The following is a 15,525-nucleotide window of genomic DNA, read 5'->3' on the forward strand; positions in this document are numbered from 1 at the left end:
GATTACAATTTCCTTTTGGCAACAGACATATAAATGAAAGCAAGGGCTATCATTAAACCTATACCAATACCAAACATGGTATCTGCATCTAAACTGGCGATTAACGTTAGGATCCAAGAAGAGCTTTCGTCGTTGTAATCTAGCGCGGGGCGAGACATGACCTCTCTACTGTGCTGGGATAGAAATATTAATAACTCGAAAATAGTGAAAAGACTGATGGCAAATAGAATTCTATCGGTTTTGATACTATTGAGTTTGCTTTGTTTAGAGTTGGCTTCTTCAATCTTGTTTGAACAAATCTCTTTCATGTCATCGCCGTTTTTGATCAACAAATCGAATTCCCATGATGCAAAGATCTCGTCCAAATACTTTCTTTTTTGTCGCGTTAAATACTTTTTGTGTTCATTTATCGAAACTTGATGGAGTTTGGATTGAATGCGACTGTCTTCTAGTTGATTTTGCGCACCTAATAAATTTCCATCTATATAAGCGTGGGCAATGGCTTCGTGTAATCGTAAATTACACTTTTCTTGGGCGGTGTAGCAGTATTGAGCAAGTATCATAGTGTCGATTCGAGGATCACTTTTTGCCCGTTTGTCGACGATTACATAGTTTAGCCAAGTCATGGATTCGGTTTTAACGGGATCAAAATCATTGGCGCTAGCTGCGTTGTCATAGTTGATCAAGTTACAAATTTTATCTGCATCTTCTGGGCATTCTGTTTCCGCTAACCACTGATGTATTAACTGACGGATTTGGGTATCTTCAAGTTGGGTGCGCTTAACATTCAATGAGCGAGCAGTCCAATAAAGTCGTGTTGAACGCGACCTTGGTTTGATTAATAAGGGATTATTGATCTTACTATAAATGTCTTTTATCACGGCTTCTAGGGCCGGTAATGATTGCTGAATGGCTGCTTCCGCCTGTTGTTGAACTTTTGATTCCATGGTTTTAACGTCAGTCTGAACTGGCAGAATTAGTTGGCATTCCACTACTGCAAGTTCATTTGGGAAAATATGAAATTTCACTTCAACATTTTCCCACTGTGTCTTCCATAAGAAAAATGACATAGAAGATACATCACTATCTAGGTTCACATATTCTGGTCCATCATTTAGCCAGGTTACACTTTCAATATCTTCCCTTTGACTCAGTGAGGACATGAGCTTTTTAAAATTATCAGATTTGCGGTTAAACCCTCTGATAAGAGAAAAAGGCACGTCTATAGGGGAAATTGTTGTGAAACAAAGTCGATTGTTAGAAGGTTCTTGCTGGGGGGAATGTGAAATCACGACTGGCTCTCCTTACTACTACTGAAGGCAATATAACAAACCTGTAAGTGAATGAAAATCATTGGAAAATAAAGTCTTGCTGTGATGACGGTTGGTTTTTCCATGGCCTAAAGGCCATGCTACGGGGGAGTTGTAGGCGGGTGCTTTAGCCCCGCGATTATGTTTGCTTTTTTCATGGCCTAAAGGCCATGCTACGGGGGAGTTGTAGGCGGGTGCTTTAGCCCCGTGGATGTGGTTGGTTTTTTCCATGGCCTAAAGGCCATGCTACGGGGGAGTTGTAGGCGGGTGCTTTAGCCCCGCGGATGTGTTTGGTTTTTTCATGGCCTAAAGGCCATGCTACGGGGGGAGTTGTAGGCGGGTGCTTTAGCCCCGTGGATGTGGTTGGTTTTTTCCATGACCTAAAGGCCACGCTACGGGGGAGTTGTAGGCGGGTGCTTTAGCCCCGTGGATGTGGTTGGTTTTTTTCATGGCCTAAAGGCCATGCTACGGGGGAGTTGTAGGCGGGTGCTTTAGCCCCGCGGATGTGTTTGGTTTTTCCATGGCCTAAAGGCCATGTTACAGGGGGCTTTAGCCCCGTGGGTTACAAATCGGCGGCCCCATCCCAATCGAGGGAAACTAGGGAGCTTTTTATGGAATGACACTGGGCGATATGATGGGCAACTAAATGATCATCTGGATTCAACATCCGCGCTTTTTCAAAACAATTTAAAGCTTCATCCCATTGTTGAGACTTGCGATGTTCCACTCCTTTTTCAATCCAAGGTGCGGTTTTCATTCGTAACACGATAGTTTCTTCGGGAAGGTGATTGAGTATTTCATACACTTCCACAGGATTTTTGCGGCCTTTAACTCTGACCCAATCGAGAAACCTGTAGCTAAATTTTTCTTTTGCTGCCGCAGTTTCCAATAATTGGGAACTGACTATAATGTCAGCCCCTAATTTAGGTGCTAGGGATTCTAAACGGTACGCTATATTAACGCTATCGCCAATCACAGTGGTATCCATTCTATCATCAGAGCCCACGGTGCCAATAATTACGGGCCCAAAGTGAATGCCAACACCGATATTGACGGGCGGATAACCACTGTTGTGTCTGTGTTGATTATAAACGTTCAAGGCATAACGTAAATCGACAGCCGCTTTGAGAGCATCAATGGCCTTATCTCGATTTGTGCCTTTGGGATGGTCAAATAACGCCATGATCGCATCACCAATAAACTTATCAATGAACCCCCCATTTTGATGAATAGGGTCATTCATTCGTAAGAAATAGGAATTGAGAAACTTCATCAACTCTTGCGGTGTCATATTCTCCGATAAACCGGTAAAACCACGAATATCGGAAAACAGAATAGCCACTTCATCTTCATCGGCACGACCTAACTCTAAGGTGTCTGAACCATGCTTAGCAAAATGCTCCACAAATTGTCGAGGTACAAATTTTTGAAAGGTTTGCGTTAAGCGTAAGGCTTCATCTGCTTTAGATAAAAATCGTTGATCTGCTTCGTTGGCGCGCAGGGTGCTCTGCACCTGCGTCTCCATTTCAACATGGTTTTGAGCGGATTGGTTTGGATTAGTTTGCTGTTTTAAGATTCGTTTTAGACGCAACAATGCCGCAGCCATAATGATTATTATAATCACTAAAACTAACGGCAGAGGTTGTAAAATTTGTTGCAACATTTTTGCGTCTTTTTCTTATTATTTTGTGAATGTTGTATTCAACCTAACACAGCATCTCTTTTAAACCTACTCGGCTGTTAATTCAGCGAAGACTTCTTTGGTAATTTGCAATGTCTTTTCAACAATATCCATATCATGCAATGCAGACACAAATCCTGCTTCATATGACGCTGGAGCCAAATAAACTCCTTTGGCTAACATGCTATGGAAAAAACGATTAAACATCTCGGTGTCGCAATTAATCGCTTGTTGATAATTAGTCACTTTCTCAATGTCCGTAAAGAAAATCCCAAACATACTGCCGGCATAATTCACTGTCATCGGAATACCATGTTCCAAGGCTAAGGACTTTATTCCTTCCGCGAGTGTTTTGGTTGCAAGGGTGAGTTTGTCATACAGGCCAGGCTCTTGAATTTGTGTCAGAGACGCCAAACCAGCCGCCATGGCAATTGGATTTCCTGATAAGGTGCCCGCTTGATATATAGGGCCTGTTGGGGCTATTTGTTGCATAATTTCTGCTTTGCCTCCAAATGCGCCCACTGGCATGCCACCACCGATAACTTTTCCTAGGCAAGTTAAGTCTGGAACAATGGAATATAACTCTTGAGCCCCACCACGACTGACTCTAAAACCAGTCATAACTTCATCAAATATTAAAATACTGTTGTGCTGGTCACAAATGTCTCTTAGACCTTGTAAAAAACCGTCAACTGGTGGAATACAATTCATATTGCCGGCAACGGGTTCTACGATAATACAAGCAATATCATCACCAAACTCGGTAAAGGCTTGTTTCACGCTGTCGATATTGTTGAATTCCATGGTCAAGGTATGTTGTGCCACATCTGCAGGTACACCAGGGGAGCTAGGCACACCTAGGGTTAAGGCACCCGATCCGGCTTTAACCAGCAATGAGTCTGCGTGACCATGGTAACAGCCTTCAAATTTAAGAATTTTGTTTTTGCCCGTTACCCCTCTGGCTAGACGTATGGCGCTCATGGTCGCTTCTGTACCTGAGTTCACCATACGCAACATTTCCATTGAAGGAACCAATTTATTAACCATTTCCGCCATGGTCACTTCTGATTCCGTAGGAGCACCAAAACTAAGGCCATTTTCCGCAGCGTCGATAACAGCTTGACGTATTTTCGGGTTGTTATGGCCTAGCACCATAGGTCCCCAAGATTGCACATAATCGATGTATTGTTTGCCATCTGCATCGTAAATGTATGGTCCATCGGCTTTGACGATAAACGGCGGAGTGCCACCAACGGCTTTAAATGCTCTTACTGGGGAGTTAACTCCGCCTGGGATGTGCTTTTGTGCTTGTTCGAACAATTGTTGTGATTTTTGCATGTAATTTATAATCTCTTTGAACTATACCAATGAACGTCACGATCGTATTTTGACACTAAATTCTCTACTCCAAGGGTCAGTGCAAACAGCGCCATTCTGACTAATACGCCGTTATCAGCTTGTCTGAAAATGGCTAAATTGGGGTGTAAATTTAGGTCATTGTCTAACTCATTCGCGTCGGCTCGTGAGTCCCGTGGAAGTGGGTGCATAATGACGGTTTTGGATTGGAAATGTTTAGTGTAAATAGTTTGGTTTAAACGAAACTTTCCGCGATATTTATCTGCTTCAGCTTGAGTTTCAAAACGTTCTTCTTGAATCCGAGTTTGATAACAGATGTCGGCATCTACACTGCCCTCAAGCTGATCTGTTACTTTAACGCTATGACCTGCGTCGCGGATCACCTGTAAAATTGCCTCAGGCATGGCCAGCTCTTTGGGGGAAATCAGAGTGAAACGAACATTCTTAAATAAACTTAATAATTTTGATAATGAATGCACCGTACGACCATATTTTAAATCACCAATCATGGCAATATGAATACCGTCAATTTGTCCACCGTGATATTGCTGCTCTTTACTAATAGTGTATAAATCTAACAGAGCTTGGGTCGGGTGTTCATTGGCGCCATCACCGCCATTAATCACTGGAACTCGACTGCCTTCTGCAAATTCAGATACTGAACCTGATTGCGGGTGACGCATGGTAATAATATCGGAATATCCGCTTAATACTCTGGCGGTATCAAACAAAGATTCGCCTTTGGCCAGCGCCGAACTACTCATGCCGGTGGTCTCTCGCACTTCACCGCCAAGTAGATTAAATGCAGTACCAAAGCTAACTCGTGTTCGTGTACTGGCTTCAAAAAATAGGTTGCCCAAAATCGCTCCGTCCAACACTGTTGTACGTTTTTGACGAAGCGCATAGGGTGTCATCTTATCAGCTACATCGAATATCGCCTGAATAGAATCACGGTCGAACTGATTAACCGAAAGAATGTGCTGACCTTTAAAATTCATCGCATACCCTTATGTTTAATAACAGGAAAAATGATTAGGCTGAGAATAGCGCTTATCCTGCTGCTGGCACGAGAGTCTATCAAAAATTTGCTGTCGGATAATCTTATTTCTGATTATTTTTATGAAATGCTTGGCAGCCTTTCAAGACAATTAAATTATAGGTTGTGGCATATTTTTTAAGGGCTTTTCTGGACGCGGTACTTTCCCCCATTTTTAATGTATCACCACTACCTGCTAAGTACTTAATGCCACATTGTTGTTCAATCACCGCCAGAGGATAGAGATCCATATCTATGCCAGGAAAGCTAATCACTCTGTTAGTAAAGGCTAATAACCTAAAGTTCCCTTGTTTAACTGCAACCTTTGCATCCGCCTCTGCTTGTTGAATTGAACTCAATTGAGACTGAGATGCTGAACCAGCTGCAGATTTGTTTGCTGAAATATTTGAGGTAGAACTGACATTTTCTGTAATACAGCCAGATAAATTAATCACTGCCAAGGTTGCACAAGCCACTTTCAACACATTCATTTAGAACAAACCGCTAATCTGCCAACTGTTATCCTTGTAGCTGCTAGTAACAACATGAACCAACCCAAACTGCCGCCGCCAGAAGAGTCGTCTGCGGGAGGAATGGGTAACGGGGTGACATTTTCTTGGTTCACCGTAATATCGATAGTTGCCGAATCCGTGGCAAAGCTGGGATCTTCAATACGATAAATAATGCTGTCGCTGCCAAAAAAGCCATTGGCGGGGGTATAACTAATTTGCCCATTATCAATCGCCACGCGTCCAGTGCCCACATAGGTGACCTCGGAAATAATCAACGAGTCTTGGTCGGCATCTGTATCATTACTTAATGCATCTATGCTGATTGTCCCTGAATCTTGCTCTATCTCAATACTGTCATCCACCGCAACAGGAGCATCATTAACGGCTTCAATTTGCACAACAAATGGGAACACATTGCTATCACTCACCCCATCATTTACTGACAGGTTGACCATTAAGCTACCTGAAAAATCAGCATCAGGGGACACGTTGCCATCACTAGCAACATAGTTTGCGCCGGGAAATAAATCTAAGCTGAAGTTGGATGGATAGCTAGAGTCTGGGTCATCTACGATTAAGTCAGAAAAGTTAATCACGAAACTTGTATCTTCTAATTCGGTTCGCTCGGTTTGTCCTGTAATTAACGGCGCTACAGGCTCGCTACCGGGCACAATTTCAAAACTTCCAGGATTCACTGCATAAAACACATTATCGGAACAGCTAACTTGTAAACGCGCATTGCTGGTATTGGTACTTGGAGAGACAATACTTTGTAGACCATCATTTGCGGTACTGGCTAAAATGGTCGATTCAAATACACCATCTCCGTCAGCATCTAAACTAATATCTACTGATGCACAGGAAATCGGCGCGGTATTTGTGCCAGCCACCTCCCATTCAACCACATGACTTTGCCCGCCAATCCAGCGTGCGTCTGCTAAAGGTTGTGACACCGAAAATGGCTGGTCAGTGGGTTGTATATTGATATTTGCCGTTTGTGTGGTCACGCCACCGTTGCCATCCCGGACAATAACCTCAAAGGTAAGTTCACGCTCAGTAGTTGCATAGGTCTCCCCAAACCCCACTGAACCCATTAACACCTCAGAAAGCTGTGGAAAATAGCGAGTCGATGAATTTGCTGGTGGATAAGATCGAAACAAAGGGTTAAAGCCATTGTCCTCAGACATTTCTGCTAAGGATTCTGTAGCTCCTTCAAAACCACCAGGATCTATCTGATCCCACGCATAGTTCAAAGTATCATTATCGCTGTCGTTGGCCTGAGCAGTGAGCACAAAAGGGGTATTTGCGGGGATCGTATGGTTTATTTCGGCGCTGCTAATAATCGGAATACTATTGCCATTGGATTCGGTTGTTCCGCAATTTCGGCGACTTAGAAGTGATTGAATTTGCTCAACTGAAAAGCTGTGAAAATAATCGTCTGAGTCATCTTGAATATTTTGGCTAGAACATAGTCCTGCATAAGACATTATGCTAGAGCCACTGCCCGGTTCAACGGCAGAATTTCTTGAGCGCTGGTCTTCGGTACAACCTGCTGTGTTGGAGGCATTAAAGGTATGTTCAGCACCTAACTGATGGCCAAATTCATGAATAACTAATTGGGTGTAGAAGCTTTCACCGAAAGGTCTGTTGCTACCTGTTTGCCCTCGGGCCTTAAATCCGTCGATACAAATACTTTGAATGGTAGCCAAGCCGCCTGAGTCGGTATTTAATAAATGCCCAATATCATAGTTTTCAGAGCCAATGAGATCATCTATAACGATTTGATTGGCCTCCAAGTCATCACTGGCATCATTCACAAAAGGATCAGTACTGCTATCGGTGTAGATGATTCTGTCATTGTTTGCCACGAGCTCAAACTGAATAGAAAAGTCAGTGAGTAGAATCTCATTGATACGATTAATCAATATTGCTAACTCTGCGAGGGTGCCCGCTTCTCCGCCATTTCGCGCGGTATATTCTCCGCTAGTACTGATGGCTATGCGATAAGTAGTAATGGAATTTCCGTTGGCTCTAGCTGCATCGGTGTTTGCGGTAGCAACTTTTTTCAATTCTGTTTTGATGGTAGAGGGTAAAGTTAAAAAATCCTGCGGCTGCGAGAGTGTCGACTTGTGCGTGTCTGGGGGAATTTCATCTTTTACCCAATAACTTACATAATCTTCAGGGTGACCTCGTTTATCGTAGGTTAAAATTGCCCATTCATTGTTTATTCTAAACATTGCAGACAGCCCATTTGCTGAAATGTTAAAGCGCCCAATACCTTTAGGGTTATCGAGGTTATAACCAGTAAATGATCGGATCAACGGATACTTAGTTGCCAGTGCTTCAGCCATTACTTGAACTTGACTCAATTTAAATATGAGGTAATCACCTTCGGGAGTAGGGATGACAAGTTGAAGCTCGGTGGCTTGATTGTTTACCAAAGACAGGAGCTCGTCAGGATTAATTGTTAGCTCGTATCCTTTTGCCACAGTTTGCCCAAAGCGCAAATCGATTTGAGTGCTTGCCTTGGCTGGTTGCCACAAAGAATGCACTTCATTTTGCGCGGTGGCTAACAAACTAATGCTAGCTAGAAAAAGCGTGATACAGATACGGAGAACAAATGTCATTAAAGCCCCATTTTTAGATTGATTATTTGAGCAAAAATATGCTCCGACTAACATAAACTAACAAGTCTACTTTAGTATGAATTGCCTATTATTTCTGCACTTTATGGGTATTTTATTTTTTGCATATGCAAAGCTCTAAGCATAGAAAGTAGGGAAAGGGTGGTGATAAATTTAAGTTAATTACTATTAGGCTTTAAATATACGTGTTTTAGCCGATTTGGGATTTGTCTTTGTTGAACCGATTTTTTGGTTATGGGAGACTAAATATTGAACAGGTTGAGAGATCAATATAAGCATGTTCAAAGAACACTAAAAACAGCTTTTAAACCAATGGTTAGATAATGACACTAAGCTGTTTTTGATTTGCACAGCTTAGCATGTCGATGTATAGAGTTAGTTGATAAACCGCAGTATTAGTAGTGAAAAATCATTAAAAAGGAAAACTGAGATATGTTAAAAATGACTAAAGTCGGAATATTAAGTTTGTTGTCATGCACACTTTTTAATAGTTTTGCCGAGGTTAAGTATTACCCCGCAGAAAAACAGAATATGCCTTTTTCTCAAGCTACTCAGGTTGATAATATTGTGTACTTGTCTGGTCAAATTGCCAGTGATGAGAAAGGCAATTTAGCTGACAATATTACAGATCAGTCTCATCAAGTAATGAAAAACATTGCCGCCACATTGGACGGTTTAGGGTTGACGATGGATGATGTGTTTAAGTGCACTGTGATGATCGAAGATATTGAAAAATGGGCAGATTTCAATAAAGTCTACATCACTTATTTTAAGCCTAAAAAACTACCGTCACGAAGTGCATTTGGTGCAGATGGTTTAGCCATGGGCTCCATGTTGGAATTAGAGTGTTGGGCGTACGCTAACAATTAATTTTCAGCTTTAATCATTTGCATTACATGATTCACTGTTTGTTTGACTAATTCAGTTTGTTTTACTTCAGATTTACTAAACGGTAAACCTAGTAAACTCGGCAAATAGAAATCACCTTTTAACATATTAAAAAATGTATAGGCCCAGTATTTAGCCTTGGTTTTGTCTAGTTTGAGCTGCGAGTTTTGTTGGAAAAAGTTGCACAAAATCTCGATACCATGCAGTGGGCCTGCCATATAAAATAGTTCTGCTACACGAGGGTTGGTGGTCAGTTCACCAATCACTATTCTATGCATGGCTATTGACTGTTCATCTTGTAATAAATTAATAATTTGGTTTCCGTAGGTGAGTAGGGCCTCTACGGGATCTTGCTCCACATCCCCCATATGCTCTTCACCTAATTGGTACTGGGCACATTTATAAGTAATAACTGCCGTATACAAGGCTTCTTTATTGCTGAAATGCGAATAAACGGTTTGTTTAGAGACTTCCGCTTTTTTTGCTACCTGATCCATAGAGGTAGATGAAAACCCTTGGGCTAAGAACAGATCACTGGCGGCCAACAAAATATTAATTCTCTTTTCTTCGCTTTTAGGTCTGCCAGCTTTAGCCTGTGCTTTCAAACAGTTCGAACTTATTTCAGGTTTAGAATGGGACACTTTTTCACTCTTGTTTAAATTAAAATTTAATTATCAAACTAGACGGTCTAGTATTTATATATTATTCTCTATACTAATACAAAACTGTGTTAGACAAAATAACAATCTGAAATAGGCTTGAACAGTGAATAAAGCGTCATTTAAAACATTACTAATCCCAATTGCACTTATCTTGCCGTTAATTGCAGTAGTGGGATTAATGGTCGCAGCAGGTTCTGGGCAGGTAACCCCACCTCCTTCAGAAGCAAAAATTCACCAAGTAGAAGTTGTTCAACTCTCGCCTCAAGACAGTTACCAGTTAGAGCAACTTGCCTATGGCCGGTTGGAGTCTGCAAATCTTTCAAATCTAGGGTTTGAGTTAGCCGGTAAAGTGCAGCAAATTTTAGTCGATGAGGGCGACCAAATTGTAGCTGGACAGCTCATTGCTAAACTTGATACCCAACGCCTCGATGCATCCATGAAAGAGTTAGATGCAGCCTTACAATCTGCCACGGCAGATTTGCGTTTGGCCAAACAGTCACAACAGCGAGTGGTTGAGTTAGTTAATAGGAATTTAGAGTCTACACAACGTTTGAATGAAGTGGATGAAAACACTCAAGTCGCTAAAGCTGTGGTAGAGCAAACTCAAGCACGGATCAATACCTTGCAGGTGGAAATTGAAAAGTCTGAATTAAGAGCATCTTTTGATGGCACTATTGTGTCTCGACCAGTAGATCCGTCAACCGTTGTTAGTGCTGGACAACCCGTGGTGGTGGTCCAACAAACGTCGGCTTATGATGCGCGGATCGCGATGTCTAGTGATCAAGCCTTTGGTTTAAGCGTCGGCCAAAAACATCAATTAATTGCCAATGGTATTAAGTTGACAGGGATAGTGAAATCTATCGCTAAAACCCGACAGATGGACACTCGAACCATCGATGTGATTTTTTCCGTAGAAGCCAATCAACATAGATTGCTTCCTGGAGATTTAATAGCCTTGGTTTACAGTAAACGGGTTGAAGAGTCTGGTGTATGGGTGCCTAAACAAGCTCTTAGCAGCGGTATTCGCGGGTTATGGACCTTGTTTACTGTGTCTGATAAAGGTCAACAAAAAGTCACATCCCGTTCCGTTGAAGTCTTATTTTCAGGTAAAACTCACAGTTACGTTCGTGGTGCCCTAAAAGCAAATGACTGGATGGTTATCAATGGTGCCCATCGCCTTGTTCCTGGGCAGATCGTCAATGCTGTGGTTGCGAAAAAATCCGCTGAGATAGCAAGTGACCTTGTTTCCCACCAAGGTAAGCTGTAATGATGGATAAGCAACCAGCACACAACACAGCTAGCGGGCCTTGGTACACCCAATTTTTTAGCAATGGTCACTTACTAGCCCTAACTATCATCATTTTATTAGTGGCAGGTATTTCAGCGATTTCTTCACTACCTAGACTTGAAGACCCGCGAATTGATACCCGTAATGTACTGGTTATTACGCCTTATCCAGGGGCGTCTGCCGAGCGGGTTGAAGCGCTAATCAGTGATGTTCTTGAAGATGAACTACGGCAATTATTTGAAATTAAAGAGATTAATTCTACCTCTCGGGCAGGTATATCGGTTATCAGTATTGAACTTCAAGCTTGGGTCGATAACAGCAATAACGAGCAAATTTTTTCAAAAATTCGTGACAGTATTGCCGATGCCAGTCAGTTATTTCCCGCTGGAGCTGGAGAGCCTGAATTAGATGAAAAGCGCGGTGCTACATCGTTTACTCTGTTAGTTGCACTGGGCTCCCCTGAGGGGTATCAAACCCCCATGTCTATTTTAAGTCGTATGAGTGATGAAGTTGCTGACCGGCTTAGAAATGTTCCAGGTACTGAGTTGGTCAGAATATACGGGGAATTAGACGAAGAAATCGTAGTTGAAGTTGACCCCCATAAACTTTCCAGCGTGGGTTTAACGGTACCCCAAGTCAGCCAATTAATTGCCAATGCCGACCCTAAATTGCCTGCAGGTGTGGTACGTACTAATAGTCAAAATATTCGTATTCAAGTTGCTCAGGAGTTAACCAGCTTAGATGTGATCCGCAATATTCCGTTGTCGGTGTCGACTAATGGTCAGTTTTTGCGGGTACAGGATGTGGCTAAAGTCTACCGAGGTTCACAAAATCCGCCCAACGATATTGCCTTAGTGAATGGGCAGCAAAAGGTGTTTGTGGCGGCGCGAATGCAATCAACTGTGCGTGTCGACAACTGGACAGCCAATAGTAAAAAAGCGCTAGAAGACTTCAATTCACTCTATCAAGGTAGCGTGGCCGCGGATATTATCTTCGAACAAAACCAATACACCGAATCAAGATTGGTTGATCTTACCCAAAACTTGTTGATGGGGTGTTTAGTGGTGATGGTCGTAGTATTTCTCTTTATGGGCTTTCGTTCCGCTTGGATTGTTGGGATTTCATTACCTCTGAGTGCCGCGTTTACGCTCTTTTCGCTAAATCTTTTCAATGAACAAATTCACCAAATGTCGATTTTCGGAATTATTATCGCAATTGGTTTGTTAATTGATAACGCTATTGTGATAACCGATGAAATTCGAGCTAACTTGCTGGATCGTCAAAACTCCCGTTTGGATGCATTAGTAAAAAGCGTACATCACTTATTTAGTCCCCTTTTAGCGTCAACCTTAACCACTATTTTAGGGTTTATGCCGATCTTTCTGTTGCCAGGTAACATTGGTGATTTCATTAGTTCCATTGCCATTAGTGTGGTGATGGCGTTAATCGGTTCGCTACTCATTTCCCTTACAGTTATAGCTTCATTGGCGGCCCGCTTTTTACCGCGCCCAGATACTGAAATAACGGTTCAGCACTGGTATCAAGGTGGCATCCAATTTAAGGGCCTGACAGATTGGTATAAACGCAGTATTAGTCGAGCCATTCAGCGACCGTTTTTTTTACTTTTAGTGACGACAGCTTTGCCCATTGCTGGCTTTGTTCTGGCTGGGCAATTAGGTAATGTCTTTTTCCCCAGTGCCGACCGCGATCAGTTTGAAATCCAAATGTGGTTGCCTGAAGGCAGTTCACTACAAAGTACCAAGACAGTGGCGATGCAAATGGATGAACACATACGTTCACACGATGGTGTTAATCAAGTAACGTGGTTGGTGGGAGCTTCCACACCGTCGATTTATTACAACCAGGTAATGAAACGGGATAATACGGCGCATTTTGCTCAAGCGGTAGTGACCACTGAATCCGTGTCAACCGCAGCAGCGCTTATCTCAGAATTGCAATTAAGTCTGGATCAAAGCTTTCCACAAGCGCGGGTAGTGGTAAAAGCATTTGGACAAGGACCGCCCATTGCTGCACCTATAGGTGTGGAAATTTATGGTCCGGATTTAGCGATTATCGAGGAATTGGGACAACAAGTACGTTTGGTGATGTCACAAATACCGGGGGTTACCAATAGTGTGGCTACTATTACCTTAGGTGAGCCAGAGTTTATTTTTGATGTGACCCGCAATGAGTCAGCATTAGCTGGATTGTCATTGAATGAAATTGCCAGCCAACTGCAAGCTTCACTGGATGGGCAAATAGGTGGTTCAGTATTAGAAGGCACCGAAGAAATTCCGATTCGAATTAGACTGCCCGAGTCTCAACGCAACAATCTTGAAAAATTAAATGCCATTCCACTATTAACCAACTCATTGACTAACCAACAGCGCTGGGTTCCGGCGTCAGCTTTGGGTGAGTTTAGGTTTACCTCTAGCATCGCAGGTATCACTCGAAAAAATGGCGAAAGAGTGAATATTGTTGAAGGCTATTTAATGCCCAACGCTCCCGCCGTTGATGCGAGTAAATTATTGGAAGTAAAACTGGCCGAATCGGGCTTTGAATTACCTAAAGGTTATCGAATTCGTATTGCTGGTGATGCCGATGAGCAACAAGAAGCGTTAGGGCTGCTAGCTGCTTATGCTCCGGTGTTACTGGTATTGATGATAACCACTCTTATACTCACTTTTAGAAGTGTCAAACTGGCAGCATTGATTGCTTCAGTGGCGGTATTATCGGTTGGTTTAGGGATGTTTAGTTTGTGGTTATCTGGTTTACCTATTGGTTTTAACCCATTATTAGGTAGCGCTGGGTTAATCGGTGTGGCAATTAATGGTTCTATTGTGGTGATCGCTTCAATTAATGCTAACCCAGCAGCAAAGTTTGGGGATATTGAGGCTATTGTAAAAGAGACTATGAGCTGTAGCCGACATATTTTATCCACAACTTTTACTACTGTGGGGGGCTTTATTCCGCTTCTTATTTTCAGTGAAGGAACCTTTTGGCCACCTTTGGCAGTTGTACTGGCCGGAGGCGTTGGTTTTTCGGTTATCTTATCTTTGATTTATACTCCCATAGTGGTGGGCCGTTTGGCTATTCGCAGAGGTAAGAAGGCTTCATCCCATGAGGCTGTGTTGGTAAGTTAAGCATACAATTGAGTCTACTTATTTGCGCATGCTAGTTAGTTGAACCTTTTTATCGCATTCGAGTATATAATAAGCTCAGGGAAGCGTGTTTATTGCCGCTTCTAATTGGTCTAAACTGAGGTATTCTCACCCACCACAGCTAACCTAATGGCAACAACGAATGCGAAAATTGATGAAACAATTATTTAGTACCGATTGTGCGTTTTGCCAGCGTTTTAGACTGATTGTGCTCTGGGGCGTTATTATGATGGTAGTGTATTTTTATGTCTGGCAATGAACAAGCTGAGCAACAGAAAGCGAAACTCGATGGAAACGTCGAAGGTGAGCAGTACAGTATTAAAATAAAAGGGGTTGCCAAACGAAATGGCTTAACCACTTTTTTGTGTGGTGTCGCAGCCTTGTTTTTAGCAATTATGTTATTGGCATATCTGCCTAACTCCCTTTATTTAATTGGTGTGCTTGCCCTTAGCGCATCCATTGTCACTATGCTTATCGGATGGTTCAAGGTGCGCGAACCAGTGCATAGCATTGAACTCACTAAAACTCATATTTTATATCATCATCGTCACGGAAAGTGGACGTTAGAATGGTCTAATATCCAACGTGTCGATGTGCCGAAAGTTAGTCAGGGTGTTGAGCAAATACACTTAGGTATGGTGGGAATTAAAATTAAGCAATATGAACCTTTGTTAAAAAGTATTTCACCTCGCTTGGCTACCAACCTGCTATTAGAACAACGTCCATTGCTTCTACAAAATAACCAATGTGTCGGTGGTGGTTGTTATAGCAATACGTTAATTGAAAATGATACTTATAAAACCTCTGAGGGGAAAACCATCAAAGGTATACCTGCCATGTTAGCTAATCGAATGAGTAAACTTAGAGCTGGCTTGGGATTTGATATCTTTATCTCAGTGAGCGAGCTCGATCGCAGTAGTGATGAGTTTGTTGGTTTGCTGCGGGAGTGTTTGGAAAGTGTGAATCGTCCCCCAATTGATTAAGCA

The 15,525-nt window shown here is 42.4% G+C and carries 12 protein-coding genes; 4 read left to right on the forward strand and 8 right to left on the reverse strand.

Annotated elements, in window-relative coordinates:
• Window positions 1-2: 2 nt before the first annotated feature.
• The 7 genes from AB6T38_RS11715 to AB6T38_RS11745 form a co-directional block, all read right to left on the reverse strand.
• A complete protein-coding gene (locus AB6T38_RS11715) occupies window positions 3-1,292 on the reverse strand; it encodes a hypothetical protein (protein ID WP_372547491.1) in 1,290 nt (429 codons plus the stop codon).
• An 18-nt stretch (window positions 1,293-1,310) separates the two neighbouring features.
• Window positions 1,311-1,541 carry a hypothetical protein gene (locus AB6T38_RS11720; RefSeq protein ID WP_372547492.1) on the reverse strand — a complete coding sequence of 77 codons (231 nt, stop codon included), beginning with the start codon at window positions 1,539-1,541 and terminating at the stop codon, window positions 1,311-1,313.
• 331 nt (window positions 1,542-1,872) lie between these two features.
• Window positions 1,873-2,973, reverse strand: a complete 1,101-nt coding sequence (locus AB6T38_RS11725; RefSeq protein ID WP_372547493.1) for an adenylate/guanylate cyclase domain-containing protein — start codon at window positions 2,971-2,973, stop codon at window positions 1,873-1,875.
• A 66-nt stretch (window positions 2,974-3,039) separates the two neighbouring features.
• Entirely contained in the window at window positions 3,040-4,329 is a 1,290-nt protein-coding gene (gene hemL, locus AB6T38_RS11730) for a glutamate-1-semialdehyde 2,1-aminomutase (RefSeq protein WP_372547494.1), read from the reverse strand.
• A gap of 5 nt (window positions 4,330-4,334) precedes the next feature.
• Window positions 4,335-5,345 (reverse strand): aspartate carbamoyltransferase, encoded by a 1,011-nt coding sequence (locus AB6T38_RS11735; protein ID WP_372547495.1) that lies wholly within the window; start codon window positions 5,343-5,345, stop codon window positions 4,335-4,337.
• Between the two features lie 103 nt (window positions 5,346-5,448).
• Window positions 5,449-5,874 (reverse strand): hypothetical protein, encoded by a 426-nt coding sequence (locus tag AB6T38_RS11740; RefSeq protein ID WP_372547496.1) that lies wholly within the window; start codon window positions 5,872-5,874, stop codon window positions 5,449-5,451.
• On the reverse strand, window positions 5,871-8,522 hold the full coding sequence (locus AB6T38_RS11745) for a reprolysin-like metallopeptidase (RefSeq protein WP_372547497.1): 2,652 nt from the start codon (window positions 8,520-8,522) through the stop codon (window positions 5,871-5,873). The genes AB6T38_RS11740 and AB6T38_RS11745 overlap by 4 nt, the downstream gene beginning before the upstream one ends.
• Window positions 8,523-8,972: 450 nt before the next feature.
• Here AB6T38_RS11745 and AB6T38_RS11750 point away from each other — a divergent pair, with 450 nt between their 5' ends.
• Window positions 8,973-9,410 (forward strand): RidA family protein, encoded by a 438-nt coding sequence (locus AB6T38_RS11750; protein WP_372547498.1) that lies wholly within the window; start codon window positions 8,973-8,975, stop codon window positions 9,408-9,410.
• On the opposite strand, the gene AB6T38_RS11755 is transcribed toward AB6T38_RS11750, so the two are convergent.
• Complete coding sequence (locus tag AB6T38_RS11755; RefSeq protein ID WP_372547499.1) at window positions 9,407-10,069, reverse strand: TetR/AcrR family transcriptional regulator; 663 nt, start codon at window positions 10,067-10,069, stop codon at window positions 9,407-9,409. The genes AB6T38_RS11750 and AB6T38_RS11755 overlap by 4 nt on opposite strands.
• A gap of 124 nt (window positions 10,070-10,193) precedes the next feature.
• Here AB6T38_RS11755 and AB6T38_RS11760 point away from each other — a divergent pair, with 124 nt between their 5' ends.
• The 3 genes from AB6T38_RS11760 to AB6T38_RS11770 all read left to right on the forward strand — a co-directional run bounded on the left by AB6T38_RS11760 (window position 10,194) and on the right by AB6T38_RS11770 (window position 15,522).
• Window positions 10,194-11,357, forward strand: coding sequence for an efflux RND transporter periplasmic adaptor subunit (locus AB6T38_RS11760; protein ID WP_372547500.1), 1,164 nt, complete (start codon window positions 10,194-10,196; stop codon window positions 11,355-11,357).
• 2 nt (window positions 11,358-11,359) lie between these two features.
• Window positions 11,360-14,521, forward strand: coding sequence for an efflux RND transporter permease subunit (locus AB6T38_RS11765; protein ID WP_372547666.1), 3,162 nt, complete (start codon window positions 11,360-11,362; stop codon window positions 14,519-14,521).
• A 263-nt stretch (window positions 14,522-14,784) separates the two neighbouring features.
• Window positions 14,785-15,522 carry a DUF2982 domain-containing protein gene (locus tag AB6T38_RS11770; protein WP_372547501.1) on the forward strand — a complete coding sequence of 246 codons (738 nt, stop codon included), beginning with the start codon at window positions 14,785-14,787 and terminating at the stop codon, window positions 15,520-15,522.
• Window positions 15,523-15,525 lie beyond the last annotated feature (3 nt).

Source organism: Aliiglaciecola sp. SL4 (assembly GCF_041538045.1).
Taxonomy (GTDB): Bacteria; Pseudomonadota; Gammaproteobacteria; order Enterobacterales; family Alteromonadaceae; genus Aliiglaciecola.